The sequence below is a fragment of the Dermacoccus barathri genome (genome assembly GCF_015070805.1).
GTDB classification, from domain to species: Bacteria; Actinomycetota; Actinomycetes; order Actinomycetales; family Dermatophilaceae; genus Dermacoccus; species Dermacoccus abyssi.
Map to the genome: position 1 here is coordinate 26,027 of NZ_JADCTK010000001.1, position 20,803 is coordinate 46,829.

A 20,803-nucleotide genomic window follows, 5' to 3' on the forward strand; every position below is an offset into this window, starting at 1 on the left:
GCCCTCGCGACGACGGCATTCGGGGCGGCGGCGCACCGAGGACACGACGACCGCTCCGATAGGCTCCGCGCATGGCAGATTTCGCGTACTCGGACCTCCTTCCGATCGGTGAGGACACGACGACCTACCGCAAGCTCACCGACGAGGGCGTCCGCAGCGTCGAGGGTCCGGGCGGGCGAACGTTCCTCGAGGTCGACCCGAGCGCACTCGAGCTCCTCGCGAAGACTGCGATGCACGACATCGCCCACTACCTGCGTCCTGCGCACCTCGCGCAGCTGCGCCGCATTCTCGACGACCCCGAGGCCAGCAACAACGACAAGTTCGTGGCCCTGGACCTGCTCAAGAACGCCAACATCGCGGCTGCCGGCGTGCTGCCGATGTGCCAGGACACCGGCACCGCCATCGTCATGGGCAAGAAGGGCTCGCAGGTGCTCGTCGACAGCCCGTCGGCGCCCGACGAAGAGGCCCTCTCCAAGGGCATCTACGACGCGTACACCGAGCTCAACCTGCGCTACAGCCAGATGGCGCCGGTGACGATGTGGGACGAGAAGAACACCGGCTCCAACCTGCCCGCGCAGATCGAGGTCTACGCCGACAGCCAGCCGGGGCACGAGACGACCTACAAGTTCCTCTTCATGGCCAAGGGCGGCGGCAGCGCGAACAAATCGTTCCTCTACCAGGAGACGAAGGCGATCCTTAATCCGAAGCGCATGCTCGAGTTCCTCGACGAGAAGCTGCGCAGCCTCGGCACCGCCGCGTGCCCGCCCTACCACCTCGCCGTCGTCATCGGCGGCACGAGCGCCGAGTTCGCGCTCAAGACGGCCAAGTACGCGAGCGCCAAGTACCTCGACGAGCTGCCGACGTCCGGTGACGCCGCCACCGGCCACGGCTTCCGCGACCCGCAGCTCGAGGAGGAAATCCTCGAGCTCACCCGCAACTTCGGTATCGGCGCCCAGTTCGGCGGCAAGTACTTCTGCCACGACGTGCGCGTCGTCCGCCTGCCGCGCCACGGTGCGTCGCTTCCGGTGGCCATCGCCGTCAGCTGCTCGGCCGACCGTCAGTGCCTCGCGAAGATCACGCCCGAGGGCGTCTTCATCGAGCAGCTCGAGACCGACCCGGCGCAGTTCCTGCCCGACGTCACCGAGGCGCACCTCATCGAGAGCGGCGACGCGGCAATCGGCGCGGGCTCGACCGGCAAGGGCGCCGCCGTCGACATCGACCTGAGCCGCCCGATGGACGAGATCCGCGCCGAGCTGAGCAAGCATCCCGTCAAGACCCGCCTTTCGCTGACGGGGACGCTCGTCGTCGCGCGCGACATCGCGCACGCCAAGATCAAGGAGCGCCTTGACGCCGGCGAGGAGATGCCGCAGCACCTCAAGGACCACCCGGTCTACTACGCAGGCCCCGCGAAGACGCCGGAGGGCATGGCGTCCGGTTCGTTCGGGCCGACGACGGCCGGCCGCATGGATTCGTACGTCAAGCAGTTCCAGGCCGCCGGCGGCTCGATGGTGATGCTCGCCAAGGGCAACCGCAGCGCCCAGGTGACGGAGGCCTGCCAGGAGTACGGCGGGTTCTACCTCGGCTCGATCGGCGGCCCGGCCGCGCGTCTCGCCCTCGACTGCATCAAGAAGGTCGAGGTGCTCGAATACCCTGAGCTCGGCATGGAGGCCGTGTGGCAGATCGAGGTCGAGAACTTCCCCGCGTTCATCGTCGTCGACGACAAGGGCAACGACTTCTTCGCCACCACCGCGAAGCCCACCGCCATGACCATCACCACCCGCCCCGGCCTGAGCTGACGGCGTCGGCGACATCACCAAGGAGCCACCATGAGCAGCACCCTCACGCCGCAGCAGGCCTGGGACACCCTCGTCGAGGGCAACCGACGCTTCGTCTCCGGCACGACGCAGCGCCCGCACAGTGACGGCGAGCGCCGGCGCGAGCTCGTCGCCGGGCAGGCACCCCAGGCCGTCATCTTCGGGTGCGGCGACTCCCGCGTGCCGGCCGAGATGATCTTCGACCAGGGCCTCGGCGATCTGTTCGTCGTGCGCACCGCGGGCCACGTGCTCGACCCCAGCGTGCTCGGCTCGATCGAGTTCGGCACCGAGGTGCTGCGCGCACCGCTCGTCGTCGTGCTCGCGCACAAGAGCTGCGGCGCCATCAACGCGACGCTCGCCGCCGAGGAGACCGGCGACATGCCGCCGGGGTACCTCCACACGATCATCGAGCGCGTCATGCCGTCGATCCTGCACGGGCGCAAGCACGGGCTGACGACCGGCGAGCAGTTCGAGGCCGAGCATGCCCGGGCGACGAGCGAGCTCCTCCCCCAGCGCAGTCAGCTGATCCGTGATCGCATCGACGCCGGCCGGCTCGCCGTCGTCGCCGTGCACTACGACATCGGTGAGGGCGAGGCGCACGTCGTCGGCACCCTGGGTGACATCACGGCCTGATCGTCCGACGCTGTCACCGTGCCGCCGTCCCCCAGCGAGTGGCGGCACGCCTGATGTCGCGGCACACACAGGCTGCTGTGCGCCCCTCCCGGGCCACTCGCACACTCGGGGGCCTCGGGAGGGCCCGCAGGGACGTTCGGCCCTGACGCGGCGGGCCGGCTCGGCCTACTGTCAGTGGTGACCCGAGGTCTCGTCCGAGAACCCGCCGACGAAATGAGCCGTCATGCCCAAGCCCGCCGTCCGCGTCGCCGTCAGTGGAGCTGCAGGTGCCATCGGATACAGCCTCCTGTTCCGCATCGCGGCGGGTGAGCTGCTCGGGCCCGATCAGCCGGTGGAGCTGCGCCTGCTCGAGGTCGACGAGGCGCTCGGCGCGCTCGAGGGCACCGTCATGGAACTGCAGGACTGCGCGTTCGCGTTGCTCGCGGGCATGGAGACCGGCTCCGACGCGCGCCGCATGTTCGACGGCGTCTCCCACGCGTTGCTCGTCGGGGCTAAGCCGCGCGGCCCGGGCATGGAACGCGGTGATCTGCTCGAGGTCAACGGCCGGATCTTCGGCCCGCAGGGTGAGGCGCTCAACGACGCCGCAGCCGACGACGTGCAGGTCACCGTCACCGGCAACCCCGCGAACACGAACTGCCTCATCGCGATGCACGCCGCGCGGGACATCCCGAACGAGCGCTTCAGCGCGCTGACCCGCCTCGACCAGAACCGCGCCGTCGCCCAACTCGCGGCGAAGACGGGGTCGAGCGTCACCGACATCCACGACGTCATCATCTGGGGCAACCACAGCGCGACGCAGTACCCGGACGTCACGCACGCGACGGTCCATGGCCGTGCCGCGCGCCTCGAGGTGGGCGACGACGCCTGGCTCAACGACGTCTTCATTCCCACCGTCGCCAAGCGCGGTGCCGCGATCATCGAGGCGCGCGGAGCGTCCTCGGCCGCGAGCGCGGCGAGCGCAACCATCGATCACGCGCGCGACTGGGCGCTCGGCACCGAGGCGATGGTCTCGACGGCCGTTCCGTCGGACGGTTCCTACGGGGTCCCCGAGGGCCTCGTGTCAAGCTTCCCCGTGACGGTGCGTGACCGCGCCTGGCGCATCGTGCCGGACCTGACGATCGACGAGTTCAGCCGCGCCCGCATCGATGCGAGCGTCGCCGAACTCGCGAGTGAGCGAGACGCCGTCCGAGCCCTCGGGCTCATCTGAGCGTCGAGACCGCGCGTCGGCGCGTCAGGAGACCAGGGGGGTTCCTGACGCGCCGACGTGCATCCCACGAACAGTAAGGCCCGAGCGACCGGGGCCGTCTGACGTAGCCGGCACGACTGGTGAACCGCAGGACGTCACAGCGTCATGACGAGCTATCGACGAACCTCACCATCCGGTCGAACGCCTCGTCGAGCTCATCGCTCGCGACGGCGAGGCTCATCCGCATGAACCGGTGCCCGTCGGCGGGGTCGAAGTCGACCCCTGGCGTGATGGCGACGCCCGTCGCGGCGAGCACGTCGGCGCACCAGCGCGCGGAGTCGTCGGTGAGGTGCGCGACGTCGCACCAGGCGTAGAACGCGCCGTCCGGTGGCGCGTAGGTCGTCACCCCGATCTCGGGAAGGCGCCGCTGCACCAACTCACGATTGCGCCGGTACGTCTCGACGTGCTCCTCCAGCTCACCGCGTGCCGCCTCGCCGAGGGCCGCGAGCGCCGCATGCTGTGACACGGCCGGCGGGCAGATCGTGAGATTCGAGGCGAGAATGGCGACGCGTCGGCGCAGGTGCGCGGGCACGAGCATCCACCCGACGCGCCAACCCGTCATCGAGAAGAACTTCGACACCGAACCGATGACGGCGCCCTGGCGCGACGTCTGCCACGCGCTCGACGTCGCGCGCCCGAACGAGATGCCGTGGTAGATCTCGTCGCTGACGAGCAGCACGCCGTGTGCGTCGCACCAGCGCGCGATAGCTGCGAGTTCGTCCGCGTCGATGATCGTGCCCGTCGGGTTAGCGGGGCTCGCGACGACGAGCCCCTTCGGCGCGGCGCCGCGCGCGGCACGTTCCGCCTCGAGCATCGCGACGGTGGGTTGGTAGCGCACCTCGGCGCCGCACGCGAGCTCCACGACGGACGTCCCCAGCGCCCGCAGCGTGTTGCGGTAGGCGGGGTAGCCCGGGCGGGTCATCCACACCTCGTCGCCGCCGTCGAACGCAGCGAGGAACAGCAGCGTGAACGCGCCCGACGACCCGGTCGTGACGACGACGTCGTCAGCACTCACGTCGTCGACGCCGAGGTCGCGGTGATACGCGGCGATCGCCTCACGCAGCGGCCGGATGCCGACCGTCTCGGTGTATCCGAGCGCATCAGCCTCGATCGCCGCGACGGCCGCCTCCCGGGCTGCGCGCGGCGCGCCGGTCGAGGGCTGGCCGGCGCACAGGCTGATGACGTCGCCATGCGTGCGCTGACGTTCCGCTGCCGCGGCAAGCACCTCCATGACGTGGAACGGCTCGACGTCGCTGCGTCGACTCGGCTGGGCGGCTGGCAGGCTCATGTCTGCCACTGTGACACACCCCGCACGCGTGACGGCCGTCGGCGCTGTTCGTCAGCTCCCGTCGACAGCTCGCCGGGCCACCACACGACTGGGAGGCAGACGACTGCGCCCAGATGCACCCGGTGCATCTGGGCGCAGGACGAAAGCGCGTAGCCGGCAGTTCAGTCGATCGACAGCTCGCGCTTGACGACGTCGGCGAGGTGCGAGGCGACGGCGTCCGCGCGTTCGGCGGTGTCGGCCTCGACCATGACGCGCACGACCGGTTCGGTGCCCGACTTGCGCAGCAGCACGCGCCCGGCGCCGGCGAGGTCGCTCTCGGCGGCGCGCACAGCGGCCTGGACGCCCTCGTGCGAATCGACGGCCGACTTGTCGACGCCCTTGACGTTGATGAGCTTCTGCGGCATCCGCTGCATGACGGCGCCGAGCTGGGCGAGCGAGCGCCCACTCGAGGCCACGCGCGCAGCGAGGAGCAGGCCCGTGAGCACGCCGTCACCGGTCGTGCCGTGGTCGAGTGCGATGACGTGCCCGGACTGTTCGCCCCCGAGCGAGTACGACCCGCGGCGCATCTCCTCGAGCACGTAGCGGTCGCCGACACCGGTCTGCTTGACGGTGATGCCCTCGCGCTCCATCGCCTTGATCATGCCGAGGTTGCTCATGACCGTCGCGACGAGCGTGTCCTCGGCGAGCACGCCGCGCTCCTTGAGGTCGAGCGCGAGGATCGCCATGATCTGGTCACCGTCGACCACCTCACCCGTTCCGTCGACGGCGAGGCAGCGGTCCGCGTCACCGTCGAAGGCCACACCGAAGTCGGCTCCATTCGCGACGACCGCTTCCTGCAGCTTCTCCAGGTGCGTCGAGCCGTAGCCGTCGTTGATGTTGAGCCCGTCCGGCGTCGCACCGATGACGATGACGTCCGCGCCCGCGCGGCGGAACACCTCGGGCCCGACGACGGAGGCCGCGCCGTGCGCGCAGTCGACGACGATCTTGAGGCCCTCGAGGCGGTGCGGAAGCGCCCCGAGCAGGTGACCGATGTACTTCTCACTGCCCTCGGCGTAGGAATGCACACGACCGACCGACGCACCCGTCGGACGCTCGTATTCCTCATGCAGGTGCGCCTCGATCGCGTCCTCGAGCGCGTCGGGCAGCTTGTGGCCGCCGCGGCTGAAGAACTTGATGCCGTTGTCGGGCATCGCGTTGTGCGAGGCGGACAGCATCGCGCCGAGGTCGGCGTTCATCGTCGCCGTCAGGTAGGCGATGGCCGGCGTCGGCAGCACGCCCGCGTCGTAGACGTCGACGCCCGCGCTTGCGAGCCCGGCGACGGTGGCCGCACCGAGGAACTCCCCCGACGCGCGCGGGTCGCGTCCGACGACGGCGACGGGACGCTCGTGATCGGCCGAGACCTCCCCGGCCTCGACGAGTACCCGTGCTGCTGCGACGGACAGCCCGAGTGCGAGCTCTGCCGTGACGTCCTGGTTGGCGACGCCACGCACACCGTCAGTGCCGAACATGCGGCCCATGTGCCCCTCCTGAGGTCTTCGGAATCTCTCTCCACAATACGCGGCGGTACGCGAATCGCTCCGCACCCGGCGCATGGGCCGGATACGGAGCGATTCGAGCAGTGCAGCGCGTGGATCAGCGCTTGCTGAACTGCGAAGCCTTGCGGGCCTTCTTGAGACCGGCCTTCTTGCGCTCCGGCACGCGTGCGTCACGCGTGAGGAAGCCGGCCTTCTTGAGCACCGGACGGTTCAGCTCCTCGTCGACGCCGTTCAGCGAACGAGCGACACCGAGGCGAACGGCACCGGCCTGGCCCGAGGGGCCACCGCCGTGCACGCGCACGAGGACGTCGTACGCACCGTTCAGCTCGAGGGCAACGAGGGGCTCGTTGACGATCTGCTGGTGCACCTTGTTCGGGAAGTACTCCTCGAGCGAGCGGCCGTTGATCTTCCACTCACCCGTGCCCGGGACGATGCGCACGCGGGCGATGGCCTGCTTGCGACGGCCCGTGGCCGCACCCGGTGCGGATGCGGACGGACGACGAACCTCGCCGTCCTCGCCGACCGGGCCGGTCGACTCGCTCGTGTACTCCGTCAGCTGCGGCTCGTCCGTCTCGAGGGCGTCGAGCTCGACATTCTGGTCTGCCACGTTTCTCCTAAGAATTCTTGGCAGGCGCGATTACTGCGCGACCTGGGTGATCTCGAACGGCTTGGGCTGCTGCGCGGCGTGCGGGTGCTCGGCACCGCGGTACACCTTGAGCTTGGCGATCTGGGCGCGGCCCAGCTTCGTCTTGGGCAGCATGCCTCGGACGGCCTTCTCGACGGCCTTCTCCGGGTCCTTCGCCATGAGCTCGGTGTAGGAAGTCGCCGTCAGACCACCCGGGAAACCGGAGTGGCGGTAGGCCTTCTTCTTCTCGAGCTTGGCGCCGGTGAGGGCAACCTTGTCGGCGTTGATGATGATGACGAAGTCACCGGTGTCGATGTGCGGAGCAAACGTCGGCTTGTGCTTGCCGCGCAGCAGCGCCGCGGTCTGGGACGCGAGGCGACCCAGAACGACGTCGGTGGCGTCGATGACGTGCCAGGCGCGGTCGGCCTGAGCCGACTCCTGGTTGGGGGTGAACGTACGCACGGTCGTTCCCTTCGTTCTGTCGTTGACGATGGGGGCGGCCACTTCGCACGTCACGCCCTGTGCAGGGCGCGCTGCGAAGCAACAGATATCAATGCTACGCGGCCCTGCGGGCCCGAACCAATCGCGCGCAAATCGTGCAAACCATTGCGGCCCAACGCTTTTCATCGCCGTTCAGTGGGCCACCTCCGCGCACGAGTCATTCTTTGCACAACTTTTGTGCAAAATCTTTACGCGTCGTACCCTGGATGCCATGGAGCCCACGGCTGCCGCCGACACCTACCGAGTGCTCGCTCACCCTCTGCGCTCACGCATCCTCGCCCATCTGCGTCTGCACGGCGGCTCGACCTCCGCCGAGCTCGCCCGCGCACTCGGCACACACACCGGCGCTACGAGCTACCACGTACGTGTCCTCGAGTCGGCGGGCCTCGTCGAGGACACCGGGCTGGGCAACGCCAAGACCCGGGTGTGGGCCATCGCCGACGACGAAACCGACGATGACGACGGTCCGACGACCGATGCTCTCGGCTTCATCGACGAGGCCGACGCGGAGGACGCGCGGTGGCTCGAGCACGACTACGTCACCCACGTCAGCGAACGCGCCCACGCCTGGGTCGACGAGCAGGAGGGCTGGACCTACGTGTGGCAGGAGGAGTGCCGGGCCTTCGACGCTCCCGTCCTGGTGAGCGAGGAGCAGATGAGCGCGCTGCGTTCCGAGATGGAGGCGCTGCTCGGGCGCTACCGCCGTATGGGTGCAGGTACACCCGGCGCTCGCCGGGTGGCCGTCACCGTCATCCCGCTGCCCCTGCCGCCGAGCTGAGCTCAGGCGTGCGGCAGCTCGCGCATGACACGCGACGCCTCCGCGCGCGCTGCCCACTCCTCGGCCGGCGGGTACGAGACCTCCTCGAGGCACAAGCCGTGCGCCGGCATGACGACGACGCCCGGGTCACGACGGCCGGACGTCATCACCTCGCGTGGCCAGCCGACATCCCTGCGCCCCTCCCCCACAGGCACCACCGCGCCGACGAGGGCCCGCACCATCGAGTGGCAGAAGGCATCGGCCTCGATCCGCCCGACGACGACACCCTCGTCGTCCCGGCTCCAGCCGTAGTGCAGGAGAGTGCGAATCGTCGTGGCGCCCTCGCGCTTCTTGCAGAACGCCGCGAAGTCGTTCAGCCCGACGAGTCGCGCGGCTGCCTCGTTCATGGCCTCGACGTCAAGGCCCCGCTTCACGACGACCGTGTCGTGGCGGCGCAACGGGTCGAGCTGCTCCGGCCGATCGAGGATGCGATACGAATACCGCCGCTGTGTCGCCGAGAAGCGCGCGTCGAAGTCTTCGGAGACCCTCGCCACGCGTCGCACGACGACGTCACGCGCGAGAACTCCGTTGAGGCGGGTGACGAGCGCCTCGGCGGGCGTGCGATCGCTGCGTCCCGGAAGACGCTCAGCCACCGTCCGGTCGAGGTCGACGTGGCAGACGCCCCCACGGCCGTGGACACCGGCATCCGTCCGGCCGGCCACGGTGAGCTTGAGGCCGTCGACGCGGCACACCGTCTCGAGCGCCGAGGTCAGTTCGCCTTCGACCGTCCTGCGTCCCGGCTGCGCCGCCCACCCGCTGAACTCGGTGCCGTCGTAGGCGAAGTCGATCCGAAAGCGCATGGGCGAAAGCCTACCGACAACGACGGAGCCCACCCGACCTCCGAAGAGGAAGGGTGGGCTCCGTCCGAGATGATCACCGCAAGGCGGGAATCACGAGCGTGACGCTCAGGCCTCGTCGACCTTATGAGCCTCAGTCGCGGCCGGAGCGGCCTGCTCGTCCTTGGCCGCACGCTGCGTGGCAGCCTCGGCCTCCTTGACCGTCGACTGCTTGGCGGAGTAGGCCTCACGCACGAGCTCGATGACGACCATGGGGGCGTTGTCGCCCTTACGGGGAGCGATCTTGGTGATGCGCGTGTAACCACCCGGACGCTCGGCCATGTCGGGCGCGATCTCCGTGAAGAGGCGGTGGACGACGCCCTTGTCGCCGATCGAACGCATGACGCGACGACGCGAGGCGAGGTCACCGCGCTTGGCGAACGACACGAGGCGCTCGGCGTACGGACGCAGGCGCTTGGCCTTGGCTTCCGTCGTCGTGATGCGGTCGTGGGCGAACAGCTGCGTGGCCATGTTGGCCAGGATCAGCCGCTGGTGCGCCGGGCTACCGCCGAGGCGGGCACCCTTCGTGGGGGTAGGCATGTGTTTCTCCTTGGTCTACCGGTCCGCTCCGAGTGGGCTCGGAGCGATCCGAAAAGCTGCTCAGTACTGCTCGTCCTCGGCGAGGTCCGCGCCGTCGGCGTCCTCGTCGTAGCGGTCGGCGATGACGCTGGCGTCGAACCCGGGCGGGCTGTCCTTCAGCTGGAGGCCCATGTCACGGAGCTTGTCGGCGACCTCGTGGATCGACTTCGAACCGAAGTTACGAATGTCGAGCAGGTCGGCCTCGCTTCGGGACACGAGTTCACCCACGGTGTGGATGCCCTCGCGCTTGAGGCAGTTGTAGGAGCGGACGGTGAGGTCGAGGTCCTCGATCGGCAGAGCCAGGTCCGCGGCGAGCGCGGCGTCGGTCGGCGACGGGCCCATGTCGATGCCCTCGGCCTCGACGTTGAGCTCACGGGCCAGACCGAACAGCTCGACGAGCGTCGAACCGGCCGAAGCCATGGCGTCACGCGGAGCCATCGAGTTCTTCGTCTCGACGTCGACGATGAGCTTGTCGAAGTCGGTGCGCTGCTCGACTCGCGTGGCCTCGACCTTGTAGGTCACGGCCAGCACGGGCGAGTAGATGGAGTCGACCGGGATGCGGCCGATCTCCTGCTCCGCCGACTTGTTCAGCGCTGCCGAGACGTAACCGCGGCCGCGCTCGACCGTCAGCTCCATCTCGATGTTGCCCTTGTCGTTGAGCGTGGCGATCTCGAGGTCCGGGTTGTGCACCTCGACACCGGCCGGGGGCGCGATGTCAGCGGCGGTGACCACTCCGGGGCCCTGCTTGCGCAGGTACATCACCACGGGCTCGTCGTGCTCCGAGGAGACGACCAGACCCTTGATGTTGAGGATGACCTCGGTGACGTCTTCCTTGACGCCCGGGATCGTCGAGAACTCGTGCTGCACACCGTCGATGCGAAGGCTGGTGACGGCGGCACCGGGGATGCTCGAGAGCAGGGTGCGACGCAGGGAGTTGCCGAGCGTGTAGCCGAAGCCCGGCTCCAGGGGCTCGATGACGAACCGCGAACGGCTCTCGGAGACAACTTCCTCCGACAGGGTGGGGCGCTGTGCGATGAGCACTGTCGATGTCCTTTCCTACGGCGACCGCTATTTGACGCCGGGTGAACGAGCAGGAATCGAGTCCTGCGCCGGAACGAGCTCTGTCTCTCGAACCGGCCGGTGGACGGCGGCGGGCGCACTGGGTGCGGCCTGCCGCCGTCCGACGTGAAGAAGGATCAGTTCTTCGAGTAGAGCTCGACGATGAGCTGCTCGGTGAGCTGGCTGTCGATCTGCTCACGCGTCGGCAGCTGGTGGATGAGCACCTGCAGCGTGCCGGGCACGACGTGCAGCCACGCCGGGACCGGACGCTCGCCGAACGTCTCGCGAGCGAGCTGGATCGGGAAGGCCTCGCGCGACTTCTCGCGGACCGTGATGATGTCGTACTGCTCCACGCGGTAGGACGGAACGTCGACGCGCTTGCCGTTGACCTCGAAGTGACCGTGCGTCACGAGCTGACGAGCGGCACGACGGGTGCGGGCAAGGCCTGCGCGGTAGATGACGTTGTCGAGGCGGGACTCGAGGATGACGAGCAGGTTCTCACCGGTCTTACCAGGACGGCGCGCGGCCTCCTTGTAGTAACGGATGAACTGCTTCTCCATGACGCCGTAGGTGAAGCGAGCCTTCTGCTTCTCCTGCAGCTGGTGGAGGTACTCCTTCTCCTGGACGCGGCCGCGGCCGTGCTGTCCGGGCGGGAAGGGGCGCATCTCGAAGTTCTTGTCGCCACCGACGAGGTCGGTCTTGAGTCGACGCGACTTCTTGGTGATCGGGCCGGTGTAACGGGCCATGGTGGGTTGTCTCCTAGTTCGTCAGGAAGGTCGTGCGGATCTGGTGATCAGACGCGACGACGCTTGGGCGGGCGGACGCCGTTGTGCGGCGTGGGCGTGACATCGCTGATCGCGCCGACCTCGAGGCCGGTTGCGGTGAGCGAGCGGATGGCGGTCTCACGACCGGAACCCGGGCCCTTGACGAAGACGTCGACCTTGCGCATGCCGTGGTCCATGGCACGACGCGCGGCGGCCTCGGCGGCCATCTGCGCTGCGTAGGGGGTCGACTTGCGGGAGCCCTTGAAGCCAACCTGGCCCGCGGACGCCCACGAAATCACGGCACCGGTGGGGTCCGTGATGGAAACGATGGTGTTGTTGAACGTGCTCTTGATGTGGGCCTGGCCCGCAGCAACGTTCTTCTTCTCCTTGCGGCGCACCTTCTTGGCGCCCGCGGCCGTACGGCTCTTGGGAGGCATAGTTCGAATCTCCTGTTTCGACGCTCGTTAGAGGAAGTAGTCGTGCTCAGCGTGAGCTGAGTGACTTACTTGGCCTTCTTCTTGCCGGCCACGGTGCGCTTCGGACCCTTGCGGGTACGAGCGTTCGTCTTGGTGCGCTGACCGTGCACGGGCAGGCCACGGCGGTGGCGCAGACCCTCGTAGCTACCGATCTCGACCTTGCGGCGGATGTCGGCGGCGATTTCACGGCGCAGGTCACCTTCGAGGCGGAAGCTGGCCTCGAGGTGGTCACGCAGCTTGACGAGATCTTCCTCGGTGAGGTCGCGGACACGGGTGTCCGGGTTGACGCCGGTTGCTGCCAGCGTCTCCTGAGCGCGGGTGCGTCCGACGCCGAAGATGTAAGTGAGGCCGACCTCGACGCGCTTCTCGCGCGGCAGGTCGACACCGATGAGACGTGCCATGAGTTCTCCTGAATCATGAGCGGAGGTCTGGAGCAACACCGGTCCCGCTATGGCGTGAACCCCGTTGCCGATGTCGGCGGGTCCGCGGGTCCCCGGCCTCCGCGCCGGGGGTGACGTCCACTGGCGTGTCTCGTGAACAGATCGCTGTTTCCATCGCTCTGATGAGATCTCGACGACGATCCGCGTGCGGATCTCGTCAGAGCCCAGTGGGGCCGGGTGCTGCAGTTGTTTTTGCTGCGTCCTGTGGAAGACGCTGCGAGCAAGATGCTCTAGGCGATGATCAGCCCTGGCGCTGCTTGTGGCGCAGGTTGTCGCAGATCACCATGACGCGCCCGTTACGGCGAATCACCTTGCACTTGTCGCAGATCTTCTTGACGCTCGGCTGAACCTTCATCTGCCTGCTGTCTTGTCGATCGCGCCCCTGACACGCGAGCCGCGCTGCATCCGCGAGGGAGCAGCGCGCCGGCCAGGGACTGGGTTGAATCAGCGGTAACGGAAAACGATACGGCCGCGGGTCAGGTCGTACGGCGAGAGCTCCACCACGACCCGGTCCTCAGGGAGGATTCGGATGTAGTGCTGACGCATCTTGCCCGAGATGTGAGCGAGCACCTTGTGACCGTTCGTCAACTCGACCCGGAACATTGCGTTCGGGAGAGCCTCGACGATCGTGCCCTCGATCTCGATGACACCGTCCTTCTTGGCCATGTCCTCCGCATTTCGCTGAGCGATCCCACCCCGGTTGGGTGTGATCTCGTGCAGGTCCGCGACACGCCGTGACCCAGGTTCGGGAAGGGTGTGACAAACAGACCGTTCACCAGTCTACGATCAGCGTCCGCCATCCCCAAATCGGGGATGGCGGGCGCCGAGGCACACGCCTGAGAAGGCGCACGGACACCTCAGTCGTCGAGCCCTCCGTAGAGGTCGCCGAGCGCGCTGCGCCCGCCGTCGTGCGCGGTGAGAACCCACAGGCCGCGCTCGGTGACGGCGACCGTGTGCTCGAAGTGGGCGGCGAGCGAGCCGTCGTCGGTCTTGACCGTCCAGCCGTCGTCGAGTTCGTGGGTCTCGTACGTTCCGAGCGTCACCATCGGCTCGACGGCGACAACCAGGCCGGTCTCGACCTTCGGCAGCCGCTCCGAGACTGCCTCGTTGTAGACCGTCGGCTCCTGGTGCAACTCGCGCCCGACGCCGTGGCCCGTGTACCCGTCGACGATCTCGAAGTCGGCCAGTTCGGCGTACCTTGTGCGCAGGGCGGCTTCGACCTGGGAGCCGACGTCGTTGAGGCGCTTGCCGGCGGCAAGGGCTCGAATGCCGGCCCACATCGAACCTTCGGTCGCGAGGACGAGGGAACGCACGGCATCGCCCCCGGCGGCCGCGATCAGCCCTGCTTCGTCGAGGTGGGGGTCCTCCCCCGCGTGACGAGCCGCCACCCGTGCGGCGCCGGCCGGGTTGTCGTCGCTCGCGCCGACGACGAACGTCAGCGCGGAGTCGCCGTGCCAGCCGTCGACGATCGCACCGCAGTCGAGGGAGACGACGTCGCCCTCGCTCAGGACCCGGGGCCCGGGGATGCCGTGAACAACCTCGTCGTTGACCGAGATGCACAAGGTGGCCGGGAAGCCGTGGTAGCCGAGGAAGGAGGGCGTGGCGCCACGCTCACGCATGTGGTCGTGGGCGACGGCGTCGACGTCCTGCGTCGTCATGCCGGGACGGGCGGCGAGCGCGGACGCACGAAGCGCCGAGCCGGTCACGAGACCGGCCCGGCGCATCGCGCGGATGTCGTCGCTCGACTTCAGGGGAAGGCGAGTGCGTCCGAACATCAGCGTGCCGAGGAAACCTGATCGAGCGCGGCGTTGATGCGAGCCTCGACCTCGTCCATGGAACCCATGCCGTCGATCTGGACGAGCAACCCGCGTTGCGTGTACGCCTCCGCGAGCGGTGCAGTCTCACGCACGTACAGCTCCTGGCGCTCGCGAATCACTTCTTCGGTGTCATCGCTACGACCCGAGGTCTCGGCGCGCTTGACGAGTCGTTGCACGACTTCCTCCGCGTCGACCGTGAGCTCGAGGACGGCGTCGAGCGCCTCACCTTTCTCCGCGAGCATGGCGTCGAGAGCATCCACCTGGTTCGCCGTGCGGGGGTAGCCGTCGAGGAGGAAGCCGGCCTTCGCGTCGTCCTCGGCCAGACGGTTCTTGACGATCTCGTTGGTGATCTCGTCCGTGACGTAACCGCCCGAGGCGAGGATGTCCTTCACCTTGAGACCGAGCTCGGTCTCGTTCTTGATGTTCGCCCGGAAGATGTCACCGGTCGAGATGTGCGGGATACCGCGTCCGGCCGCGAGTCGCTCGGCCTGAGTTCCCTTGCCGGCCCCGGGAGGGCCGAGAATGATGAGTCGCATTATCGGAGGAACCCTTCGTAGTTGTGCTGCTGGAGCTTGGAGTCGACCTGCTTGACGGTCTCAAGACCCACACCGACGAGGATGAGGATCGACGCGCCACCGAACGGGAAGTTCTGGTTCGCGTTGACGAGCGCGAGGGCGATGAGCGGAATGAGCGCAAGCACCGCGATGTAGATGGCACCCACCGTCGTGATGCGGTTCAGCACGTAGCTGAGGTACTTCGCCGTCGAGGATCCGGCGCGCACGCCCGGGATGAAGCTGCCGGCCTGTTTGAGGTTGTCGGCAACCTCGTCGGGCTGGTACGTGATCGAGACGTAGAAGAACGTGAAGAACACGATGAGCACCGTGTACACGGCCATGTACAGCGGGTGGTCGCCTCGCGCGAAGTAGGTGTTGATGATCTCCACCCACTTCGGCGGGTTGGTCGAAGATCCCTGGAACTGCGCTACGAGCATGGGCAGCGAGAGCAACGACGTCGCGAAGATGATCGGGATGACGTTGGCCATGTTGACCTTGAGCGGGATGTACGTCGTCGTCCCGCCGTAGGAACGGCGACCGATCATGCGCTTGGCGTACTGCACCGGAATGCGACGCTGGCTGTTCTCGACGAAGACGACGGCCGTGGTGATGGCCAAACCCATGACGACGACGATGAGGAACTTGCCCCAACCCTGATCGCGGATCGCCCAGATGCTCTGCGGCACGCTGGCGGCGACGGCGGTGAGGATGAGCAGCGACATTCCGTTGCCGATTCCACGCTCCGTGACCTGCTCACCGAGCCACATGATGAGGCCCGTGGCCGCCGTGAGCGTGATGATCATGATGAGGATCGTCGGGATCGAGTCGTCCGGCATGATCGTCGAACACGTCGCCGGCGAGCCACCCAGGATCGAGGACGGGTTGCGGGCCGCCGTGATGAGCGTCGAGCTCTGCAACAGAGCGAGAGCGATCGTCAGATAACGCGTGTACTGCGTCATCTTGGCCTGGCCGCTCTGGCCTTCCTTCTTCAACTGCTCGAAGCGGGGAATGACCACTGTGAGCAACTGAACGATGATGCTCGCGGTGATGTACGGCATGATGCCGAGCGCGAAGATCGACAGCTGGAGCAGCGCGCCACCGGAGAACAGGTTGGCCAGGCCGAGGAGGCTGCCCGATCCGGTCGCCGCCTCCTGGCACTTCTTCACCAGGTCGAAGCTGATGCCGGGCGTCGGGATGTGCGACCCGAGCCGGAACAGCGCCATGATGGCCAGCGTGAACAGGATCTTGTTCCGCAGTTCGGGCGTCCGGAAGGCGCGTCCAAAACTGGTGAGCACTACAACCTCCTGCGCCACGCGCTTACGTGGCAGGTGTTTGGATCGATCCGTCGGGCCAGGAGGCCGTCAGGTGAGTTCGCGACTCGGGCGCGGGTACGCCGGGCGCAAGCATCAACGGATGAACGATACCTGTCTGTTCCCCCGTAATGCGAAGAACCCCGGCCCGGGCGGTCACATCGTGACTCCCCCGGACCGGGGTTCATCGGTCGAACAGTGCGTCACTCAGCGGTGACGGAACCGCCGGCGGCCTCGATCTTCTCCTTGGCCGAAGCCGAGAACTTCTGGGCCGTGACGTTCACCTTGATGGTGATGTCACCGGTGCCGAGCACCTTGACCGGCTGGCCCTTGCGGACCGCACCCTTCTCGACGAGCGCAGCGACGTCGACGTCGCCACCGTTCGGGAAGAGAGCCGAGATCTTGTCCAGGTTCACAACCTGGTACTCGACCTTGAACGGGTTCTTGAAGCCGCGGAGCTTGGGCAGACGCATGTGCAGCGGCGTCTGGCCACCCTCGAAGCGGGCGGGAACCTGGTAACGAGCCTTCGTACCCTTGGTACCACGGCCTGCGGTCTTACCCTTCGAGCCCTCACCGCGACCGACACGGGTCTTCGCGGTCTTGGCTCCCGGGGCGGGACGCAGGTTGTGGATCTTCAGGGTCGAACCGCCCGTAGCTGCCTTGGTGTCAGCCATTGTCAGTCAACCTCCTCGACGGTCACGAGGTGCGCGACCGCGCGGACCATGCCACGGAACTCGGGGCGGTCCTCCTTGACGACCGTGTGGCCGATGCGCTTGAGGCCCAGCGAACGCAGGGTCTCGCGGTGCTGCGGCTTGCCACCGATCTCGGAACGGATCTGGGTCACCTGGAGCTTAGCCATCACGCATCAGCTCCTGCCGACATCGCGTGCTGCATCGCTGCCGGGGCAACTGCGTCGAGCGGCAGACCACGGCGGGCGGCGACAGCCTCCGGACGCTCGAGACCCTTGAGGGCCGCGACCGTCGCGTGGACGATGTTGATCGAGTTCGACGAACCCAGGGACTTCGACAGGACGTCGTGGATACCTGCGCACTCGAGCACGGCGCGAACCGGACCACCGGCGATGACACCGGTACCCGGCGAAGCCGGCTTCAGCAGGACGACGCCTGCGGCGTCCTCACCCTGGACGGGATGCGGGATGGTGCCCTGGATGCGCGGGACGCGGAAGAAGTTCTTCTTCGCCTCCTCGACACCCTTGGCGATGGCGGCCGGAACTTCCTTGGCCTTGCCGTATCCGACACCCACGGTGCCGTCACCGTCACCGACGACCACGAGGGCGGTGAAGCTGAAGCGACGACCACCCTTCACGACCTTGGCGACACGGTTGATGGTGACGACGTTCTCGACGTACTGGTTGCGCTCTTCCTCGCGACCGCGGCCACGGCCGCCGTCACGACGACCGCCGTCACGACGGTTGTCACGCTGGTTGTTGTCGCGCTCGCCGCCCGTCTGAGCGGTACCGGCGCCTCGACGCTGGGGTCCAGCCATCAGACATTCCTCTTCTCGGCGTTGTTCTTGTTGGTCATCACAGGCTCAGGCCACCCTCGCGGGCACCGTCGGCGATCGCGGCGACGCGACCGGCGTACCGGTTACCACCACGGTCGAAGACGACGGCCTCGATGCCGGCAGCCTTCGCGCGCTCGGCGACGAGCTCACCGACCTTGCGGGCCTTGGCGGACTTGTCACCGTCGAAGGTGCGCAGGTCGGCTTCCATGGTGGAAGCGGACGCAACCGTCTTACCGACGGTGTCGTCGACGACCTGGACGAAGACGTGACGGCTGGAACGCGAGACGACCAGACGGGGACGGACAGCCGTACCCGTGACCTTCTTGCGCAGACGCAGGTGGCGACGGCCACGAGCTGCGGACTTGGACGCAGAACGCTTGACGATCTTTGCCATGGCTTACTTACCAGCCTTTCCGACCTTGCGGCGGATGTGCTCGCCTTCGTAGCGGACACCCTTCGCCTTGTACGGGTCGGGCTTGCGCAGCTTGCGAATGTTGGCCGAGATCTCGCCGACGAGCTGCTTGTCGATACCGGAGACCGAGAAGCGCGTGGGGTTCTCGACGGCGAAGGTGATGCCCTCGGGCGCCTTGACGAGAATCGGGTGCGAGTAACCCAGAGCGAACTCCAGGTCGCTGCCCTTGGCCGTGACGCGGTAACCCGTGCCGTGGATCTCGAGCTTCTTGGTGTAGCCGTCGGTGACACCGACGACCATGTTGTTGATGAGGCTACGCGTGAGGCCGTGACGCGAGCGCGAGTCGCGCTCGTCGTTCGGACGCGTCACCTCGACGGAACCGTCCTCGCCCTTGGCGACGGTGATCGGCGCGGGAACCGTCAGGTCGAGGGTGCCCTTGGGGCCCTTCACCGTGACGTCCTGGCCGTCGATGGTCACCTCGACACCGGACGGGACAGGAACCGGGAGACGTCCAATACGTGACATCTGTTTCTCCTCCTAATTCCTGATTACCAGACGTAGGCGAGGACTTCCCCGCCCACACCCTTCGCGGCTGCCTGCTTGTCGGTCAGGAGGCCGGACGACGTGGAAATGATGGCAACACCGAGGCCACCGAGAACCCGCGGGAGGTTCGTGGACTTGGCGTACACGCGAAGACCGGGCTTCGACACGCGACGCACGCCGGCGATGGCGCGCTCACGGTTCGGGCCGTACTTCAGGTTGATCGTGAGCGTCTTGCCGACGCGGGCGTCCTCGACGGTCCAGCCGGCGATGTAACCCTCGCGCTCGAGAATCTCAGCGATGTGGGACTTCAGCTTCGAAAACGGCATGGACGTCGAGTCGTGGTGCGCCGAGTTGGCGTTCCGGACTCGCGTCAACATGTCCGCGATCGGGTCGGTCATGGTCATTGGGCTTCTCCGCCCTTCCTCACCGGGGTTTCAACCACTCCTGGTCGACCTACGGTGTAGAGAGAATTGTGGGAGTTGTGAGTTCTTACCAGCTGGACTTGGTGACGCCGGGCAGCTCGCCGGCGTGCGCCATTTCCCGCAGGCAGATACGGCAGAGGCCGAACTTGCGGTAAACCGAGTGCGGACGGCCACAGCGCTGGCAGCGCGTGTAGGCACGGACGCCGAACTTCGGCTTCTTGTTCGCCTTGTTGATCAGTGCGGTCTTCGCCATCGTCACTTCTCCTTGAACGGGAATCCGAGGGCGCGCAGCAGGGCGCGGCCCTCGTCGTCGTTGGCGGCCGTGGTCACAACGGTGATGTCCATGCCGCGCACGCGGTCGATCTTGTCCTGGTCGATCTCGTGGAACATCGACTGCTCGTTCAGACCGAACGTGTAGTTGCCGTTGCCGTCGAACTGCTTCGGCGACAGGCCGCGGAAGTCACGGATACGCGGGAGCGCAACCGAGACCAGACGGTCGAGGAACTCCCACATGCGGTCGCCACGCAGCGTGACGTGCGCACCGATGGGCATACCCTCGCGCAGCTTGAACTGAGCGATGGACTTGCGCGCCTTGGTGACGGCCGGCTTCTGGCCGGTGATCGCCTCAAGGTCGCGGATGGCGCCCTCGATCAGCTTGCTGTCCTTCGCGGCGTCGCCGACACCCATGTTGACGACGACCTTGACGACACCCGGAACCTGCATCGCGTTGGCGAAGTTGAACTCGCCCTGCAGCTGGCCCTTGATCTCGTCGGCGTAGCGCGTCTTGAGACGCGGGGTGGTCTTGGTGGTCTCAGACATCACAGGTCCTTACCGGAACGCACGGCCACGCGGGTACGCACGTTCTTGGTCTTGCCGTCGCGCTCGACCTGCTCGACGCGGGTGCGCACACGGGTGGGCTTGTTCGTCTCAGGGTCGACCAGGGCCACGTTCGAGACGTGGATCGGCGCCTCGACGACCGTGAGGCCGCCGGTGCCGGCACCGGGCTGACCGGCCTTGACGTGCTTCGTGACGCGGTTGATGCCCTCGACGAGGACTCGCTGCGTCTCCGGGAACACGGCAATGACCTTGCCCTGCTTGCCCTTGTCGCCACCGTTCTTCTCGGAACGGCCGCTGATGACCTGGACGAGGTCGTTCTTCTTGATCTTCATCTTGGCCGCCATGGTTCAGAGCACCTCCGGGGCAAGCGAAATGATCTTCATGAACTTCTTGTCGCGCAGCTCGCGCCCGACCGGGCCGAAGATGCGCGTACCACGCGGGTCGCCGTCGCCCTTGAGGATGACGGCCGCGTTCTCGTCGAAGCGAATGTAGGAACCGTCTGCACGACGGCGTTCCTTCTTGGTGCGAACGATGACGGCCTTGACGACGTCACCCTTCTTGACGTTGCCACCGGGGATGGCGTCCTTGACGGTGGCCACGATGGTGTCACCGATGCCGGCGTACCGACGGCCAGAGCCACCGAGCACGCGGATGCACAGGATCTCCTTGGCACCGGTGTTGTCGGCGACACGAAGTCGCGACTCCTGCTGAATCACAGTTTCTACTCCTGTCGTCTCACTGGTTCTCGCCCTACCTGAGCGAGCCTTGCGG

The 20,803-nt window shown here is 67.2% G+C and carries 29 protein-coding genes; 4 read left to right on the forward strand and 25 right to left on the reverse strand.

Annotated elements, in window-relative coordinates; all coding sequences use genetic code 11:
* Positions 1-71 precede the first annotated feature (71 nt).
* The 3 genes from IM689_RS00115 to IM689_RS00125 all read left to right on the forward strand — a co-directional run bounded on the left by IM689_RS00115 (position 72) and on the right by IM689_RS00125 (position 3,654).
* Positions 72-1,796 carry a fumarate hydratase gene (locus IM689_RS00115; RefSeq protein WP_193642415.1) on the forward strand — a complete coding sequence of 575 codons (1,725 nt, stop codon included), beginning with the start codon at positions 72-74 and terminating at the stop codon, positions 1,794-1,796.
* Between the two features lie 30 nt (positions 1,797-1,826).
* Positions 1,827-2,447: a carbonic anhydrase gene (locus IM689_RS00120; protein WP_006946116.1), complete on the forward strand. Its 621-nt coding sequence runs from the start codon at positions 1,827-1,829 to the stop codon at positions 2,445-2,447.
* 223 nt (positions 2,448-2,670) lie between these two features.
* Positions 2,671-3,654: a malate dehydrogenase gene (locus tag IM689_RS00125; RefSeq protein WP_193642416.1), complete on the forward strand. Its 984-nt coding sequence runs from the start codon at positions 2,671-2,673 to the stop codon at positions 3,652-3,654.
* Positions 3,655-3,796: 142 nt separating this feature from the next.
* Here IM689_RS00125 and IM689_RS00130 read toward each other — a convergent pair whose 3' ends face one another.
* The 4 genes from IM689_RS00130 to rplM form a co-directional block, all read right to left on the reverse strand.
* Positions 3,797-4,981, reverse strand: coding sequence for an aminotransferase class I/II-fold pyridoxal phosphate-dependent enzyme (locus IM689_RS00130; RefSeq protein ID WP_193642417.1), 1,185 nt, complete (start codon positions 4,979-4,981; stop codon positions 3,797-3,799).
* A gap of 161 nt (positions 4,982-5,142) precedes the next feature.
* Positions 5,143-6,498 carry a phosphoglucosamine mutase gene (gene glmM, locus IM689_RS00135; RefSeq protein ID WP_193642418.1) on the reverse strand — a complete coding sequence of 452 codons (1,356 nt, stop codon included), beginning with the start codon at positions 6,496-6,498 and terminating at the stop codon, positions 5,143-5,145.
* A 115-nt stretch (positions 6,499-6,613) separates the two neighbouring features.
* Complete coding sequence (gene rpsI / locus IM689_RS00140) at positions 6,614-7,123, reverse strand: 30S ribosomal protein S9 (protein ID WP_047310364.1); 510 nt, start codon at positions 7,121-7,123, stop codon at positions 6,614-6,616.
* Between the two features lie 30 nt (positions 7,124-7,153).
* On the reverse strand, positions 7,154-7,603 hold the full coding sequence (gene rplM, locus IM689_RS00145) for a 50S ribosomal protein L13 (RefSeq protein ID WP_047311058.1): 450 nt from the start codon (positions 7,601-7,603) through the stop codon (positions 7,154-7,156).
* 250 nt (positions 7,604-7,853) lie between these two features.
* Between rplM and IM689_RS00150 the strand changes: the two genes are divergently transcribed.
* Positions 7,854-8,420, forward strand: coding sequence for a winged helix-turn-helix domain-containing protein (locus IM689_RS00150; protein ID WP_047310365.1), 567 nt, complete (start codon positions 7,854-7,856; stop codon positions 8,418-8,420).
* A gap of 2 nt (positions 8,421-8,422) precedes the next feature.
* Here the strand turns inward: IM689_RS00150 and truA are convergent, their stop codons facing one another.
* From truA to rplN, 21 genes are all read right to left on the reverse strand, one after another.
* On the reverse strand, positions 8,423-9,259 hold the full coding sequence (gene truA, locus IM689_RS00155; protein ID WP_193642419.1) for a tRNA pseudouridine(38-40) synthase TruA: 837 nt from the start codon (positions 9,257-9,259) through the stop codon (positions 8,423-8,425).
* Positions 9,260-9,364: 105 nt separating this feature from the next.
* Positions 9,365-9,835, reverse strand: coding sequence for a 50S ribosomal protein L17 (gene rplQ, locus IM689_RS00160; RefSeq protein WP_193642420.1), 471 nt, complete (start codon positions 9,833-9,835; stop codon positions 9,365-9,367).
* A gap of 60 nt (positions 9,836-9,895) precedes the next feature.
* Positions 9,896-10,915 carry a DNA-directed RNA polymerase subunit alpha gene (locus tag IM689_RS00165; protein WP_047310368.1) on the reverse strand — a complete coding sequence of 340 codons (1,020 nt, stop codon included), beginning with the start codon at positions 10,913-10,915 and terminating at the stop codon, positions 9,896-9,898.
* A 155-nt stretch (positions 10,916-11,070) separates the two neighbouring features.
* Entirely contained in the window at positions 11,071-11,679 is a 609-nt protein-coding gene (rpsD, locus tag IM689_RS00170) for a 30S ribosomal protein S4 (protein ID WP_047310369.1), read from the reverse strand.
* 47 nt (positions 11,680-11,726) lie between these two features.
* The gene (gene rpsK / locus IM689_RS00175) at positions 11,727-12,134 is read right to left on the reverse strand and encodes a 30S ribosomal protein S11 (protein ID WP_047310370.1); all 408 of its coding nucleotides are present in this window, start codon (positions 12,132-12,134) and stop codon (positions 11,727-11,729) included.
* 65 nt (positions 12,135-12,199) lie between these two features.
* Positions 12,200-12,574: a 30S ribosomal protein S13 gene (rpsM, locus tag IM689_RS00180; RefSeq protein WP_047310371.1), complete on the reverse strand. Its 375-nt coding sequence runs from the start codon at positions 12,572-12,574 to the stop codon at positions 12,200-12,202.
* Between the two features lie 280 nt (positions 12,575-12,854).
* Positions 12,855-12,968, reverse strand: coding sequence for a 50S ribosomal protein L36 (gene rpmJ, locus IM689_RS00185; protein ID WP_007928044.1), 114 nt, complete (start codon positions 12,966-12,968; stop codon positions 12,855-12,857).
* An 89-nt stretch (positions 12,969-13,057) separates the two neighbouring features.
* Positions 13,058-13,279, reverse strand: coding sequence for a translation initiation factor IF-1 (gene infA / locus IM689_RS00190; RefSeq protein ID WP_006946284.1), 222 nt, complete (start codon positions 13,277-13,279; stop codon positions 13,058-13,060).
* A 191-nt stretch (positions 13,280-13,470) separates the two neighbouring features.
* On the reverse strand, positions 13,471-14,388 hold the full coding sequence (locus IM689_RS00195) for a type I methionyl aminopeptidase (RefSeq protein WP_193642421.1): 918 nt from the start codon (positions 14,386-14,388) through the stop codon (positions 13,471-13,473).
* Positions 14,388-14,966: an adenylate kinase gene (locus tag IM689_RS00200; protein WP_193642422.1), complete on the reverse strand. Its 579-nt coding sequence runs from the start codon at positions 14,964-14,966 to the stop codon at positions 14,388-14,390. Before IM689_RS00200 ends, IM689_RS00195 begins: the two co-directional genes overlap by 1 nt.
* Complete coding sequence (gene secY, locus IM689_RS00205) at positions 14,966-16,279, reverse strand: preprotein translocase subunit SecY (protein ID WP_118912232.1); 1,314 nt, start codon at positions 16,277-16,279, stop codon at positions 14,966-14,968. The genes IM689_RS00200 and secY overlap by 1 nt, the downstream gene beginning before the upstream one ends.
* A gap of 218 nt (positions 16,280-16,497) precedes the next feature.
* Positions 16,498-16,968, reverse strand: a complete 471-nt coding sequence (gene rplO / locus IM689_RS00210; protein WP_227484337.1) for a 50S ribosomal protein L15 — start codon at positions 16,966-16,968, stop codon at positions 16,498-16,500.
* A 2-nt stretch (positions 16,969-16,970) separates the two neighbouring features.
* On the reverse strand, positions 16,971-17,153 hold the full coding sequence (gene rpmD / locus IM689_RS00215) for a 50S ribosomal protein L30 (RefSeq protein ID WP_047310376.1): 183 nt from the start codon (positions 17,151-17,153) through the stop codon (positions 16,971-16,973).
* Positions 17,153-17,800 carry a 30S ribosomal protein S5 gene (gene rpsE, locus IM689_RS00220; RefSeq protein ID WP_047310377.1) on the reverse strand — a complete coding sequence of 216 codons (648 nt, stop codon included), beginning with the start codon at positions 17,798-17,800 and terminating at the stop codon, positions 17,153-17,155. Before rpsE ends, rpmD begins: the two co-directional genes overlap by 1 nt.
* A 37-nt stretch (positions 17,801-17,837) precedes the next feature.
* A complete protein-coding gene (rplR, locus tag IM689_RS00225) occupies positions 17,838-18,212 on the reverse strand; it encodes a 50S ribosomal protein L18 (protein WP_047310378.1) in 375 nt (124 codons plus the stop codon).
* Positions 18,213-18,215: 3 nt separating this feature from the next.
* Positions 18,216-18,755 carry a 50S ribosomal protein L6 gene (gene rplF, locus IM689_RS00230; protein WP_118912233.1) on the reverse strand — a complete coding sequence of 180 codons (540 nt, stop codon included), beginning with the start codon at positions 18,753-18,755 and terminating at the stop codon, positions 18,216-18,218.
* Between the two features lie 23 nt (positions 18,756-18,778).
* Complete coding sequence (gene rpsH, locus IM689_RS00235; protein ID WP_047310380.1) at positions 18,779-19,177, reverse strand: 30S ribosomal protein S8; 399 nt, start codon at positions 19,175-19,177, stop codon at positions 18,779-18,781.
* Positions 19,178-19,262: 85 nt separating this feature from the next.
* Entirely contained in the window at positions 19,263-19,448 is a 186-nt protein-coding gene (locus IM689_RS00240; protein ID WP_047310381.1) for a type Z 30S ribosomal protein S14, read from the reverse strand.
* 2 nt (positions 19,449-19,450) lie between these two features.
* Positions 19,451-20,014 (reverse strand): 50S ribosomal protein L5, encoded by a 564-nt coding sequence (gene rplE, locus IM689_RS00245; RefSeq protein WP_047310382.1) that lies wholly within the window; start codon positions 20,012-20,014, stop codon positions 19,451-19,453.
* A complete protein-coding gene (rplX, locus tag IM689_RS00250) occupies positions 20,014-20,376 on the reverse strand; it encodes a 50S ribosomal protein L24 (protein WP_047310383.1) in 363 nt (120 codons plus the stop codon). The genes rplE and rplX overlap by 1 nt, the downstream gene beginning before the upstream one ends.
* Positions 20,377-20,379: 3 nt before the next feature.
* Positions 20,380-20,748 carry a 50S ribosomal protein L14 gene (rplN, locus tag IM689_RS00255; protein WP_006946197.1) on the reverse strand — a complete coding sequence of 123 codons (369 nt, stop codon included), beginning with the start codon at positions 20,746-20,748 and terminating at the stop codon, positions 20,380-20,382.
* Positions 20,749-20,803: the final 55 nt, after the last annotated feature.

Coding starts and splice junctions, on each gene's coding strand:
- IM689_RS00115 (WP_193642415.1), top strand. CDS start 72: ATGGCAGATTTCGCGTACTCGGACCTCCTTCCGATCGGTGAGGACACG.
- IM689_RS00120 (WP_006946116.1), top strand. CDS start 1,827: ATGAGCAGCACCCTCACGCCGCAGCAGGCCTGGGACACCCTCGTCGAG.
- IM689_RS00125 (WP_193642416.1), top strand. CDS start 2,671: ATGCCCAAGCCCGCCGTCCGCGTCGCCGTCAGTGGAGCTGCAGGTGCC.
- IM689_RS00130 (WP_193642417.1), bottom strand. CDS start 4,981: ATGAGCCTGCCAGCCGCCCAGCCGAGTCGACGCAGCGACGTCGAGCCG.
- glmM (WP_193642418.1), bottom strand. CDS start 6,498: ATGGGCCGCATGTTCGGCACTGACGGTGTGCGTGGCGTCGCCAACCAG.
- IM689_RS00150 (WP_047310365.1), top strand. CDS start 7,854: ATGGAGCCCACGGCTGCCGCCGACACCTACCGAGTGCTCGCTCACCCT.
- truA (WP_193642419.1), bottom strand. CDS start 9,259: ATGCGCTTTCGGATCGACTTCGCCTACGACGGCACCGAGTTCAGCGGG.
- rplQ (WP_193642420.1), bottom strand. CDS start 9,835: ATGCCTACCCCCACGAAGGGTGCCCGCCTCGGCGGTAGCCCGGCGCAC.
- rpsD (WP_047310369.1), bottom strand. CDS start 11,679: ATGGCCCGTTACACCGGCCCGATCACCAAGAAGTCGCGTCGACTCAAG.
- rpsK (WP_047310370.1), bottom strand. CDS start 12,134: ATGCCTCCCAAGAGCCGTACGGCCGCGGGCGCCAAGAAGGTGCGCCGC.
- rpsM (WP_047310371.1), bottom strand. CDS start 12,574: ATGGCACGTCTCATCGGTGTCGACCTGCCGCGCGAGAAGCGCGTCGAG.
- rpmJ (WP_007928044.1), bottom strand. CDS start 12,968: ATGAAGGTTCAGCCGAGCGTCAAGAAGATCTGCGACAAGTGCAAGGTG.
- infA (WP_006946284.1), bottom strand. CDS start 13,279: ATGGCCAAGAAGGACGGTGTCATCGAGATCGAGGGCACGATCGTCGAG.
- IM689_RS00195 (WP_193642421.1), bottom strand. CDS start 14,388: ATGTTCGGACGCACTCGCCTTCCCCTGAAGTCGAGCGACGACATCCGC.
- IM689_RS00200 (WP_193642422.1), bottom strand. CDS start 14,966: ATGCGACTCATCATTCTCGGCCCTCCCGGGGCCGGCAAGGGAACTCAG.
- rplO (WP_227484337.1), bottom strand. CDS start 16,968: ATGGCTGACACCAAGGCAGCTACGGGCGGTTCGACCCTGAAGATCCAC.
- rpmD (WP_047310376.1), bottom strand. CDS start 17,153: ATGGCTAAGCTCCAGGTGACCCAGATCCGTTCCGAGATCGGTGGCAAG.
- rpsE (WP_047310377.1), bottom strand. CDS start 17,800: ATGGCTGGACCCCAGCGTCGAGGCGCCGGTACCGCTCAGACGGGCGGC.
- rplR (WP_047310378.1), bottom strand. CDS start 18,212: ATGGCAAAGATCGTCAAGCGTTCTGCGTCCAAGTCCGCAGCTCGTGGC.
- rplF (WP_118912233.1), bottom strand. CDS start 18,755: ATGTCACGTATTGGACGTCTCCCGGTTCCTGTCCCGTCCGGTGTCGAG.
- rpsH (WP_047310380.1), bottom strand. CDS start 19,177: ATGACCATGACCGACCCGATCGCGGACATGTTGACGCGAGTCCGGAAC.
- IM689_RS00240 (WP_047310381.1), bottom strand. CDS start 19,448: ATGGCGAAGACCGCACTGATCAACAAGGCGAACAAGAAGCCGAAGTTC.
- rplE (WP_047310382.1), bottom strand. CDS start 20,014: ATGTCTGAGACCACCAAGACCACCCCGCGTCTCAAGACGCGCTACGCC.
- rplX (WP_047310383.1), bottom strand. CDS start 20,376: ATGGCGGCCAAGATGAAGATCAAGAAGAACGACCTCGTCCAGGTCATC.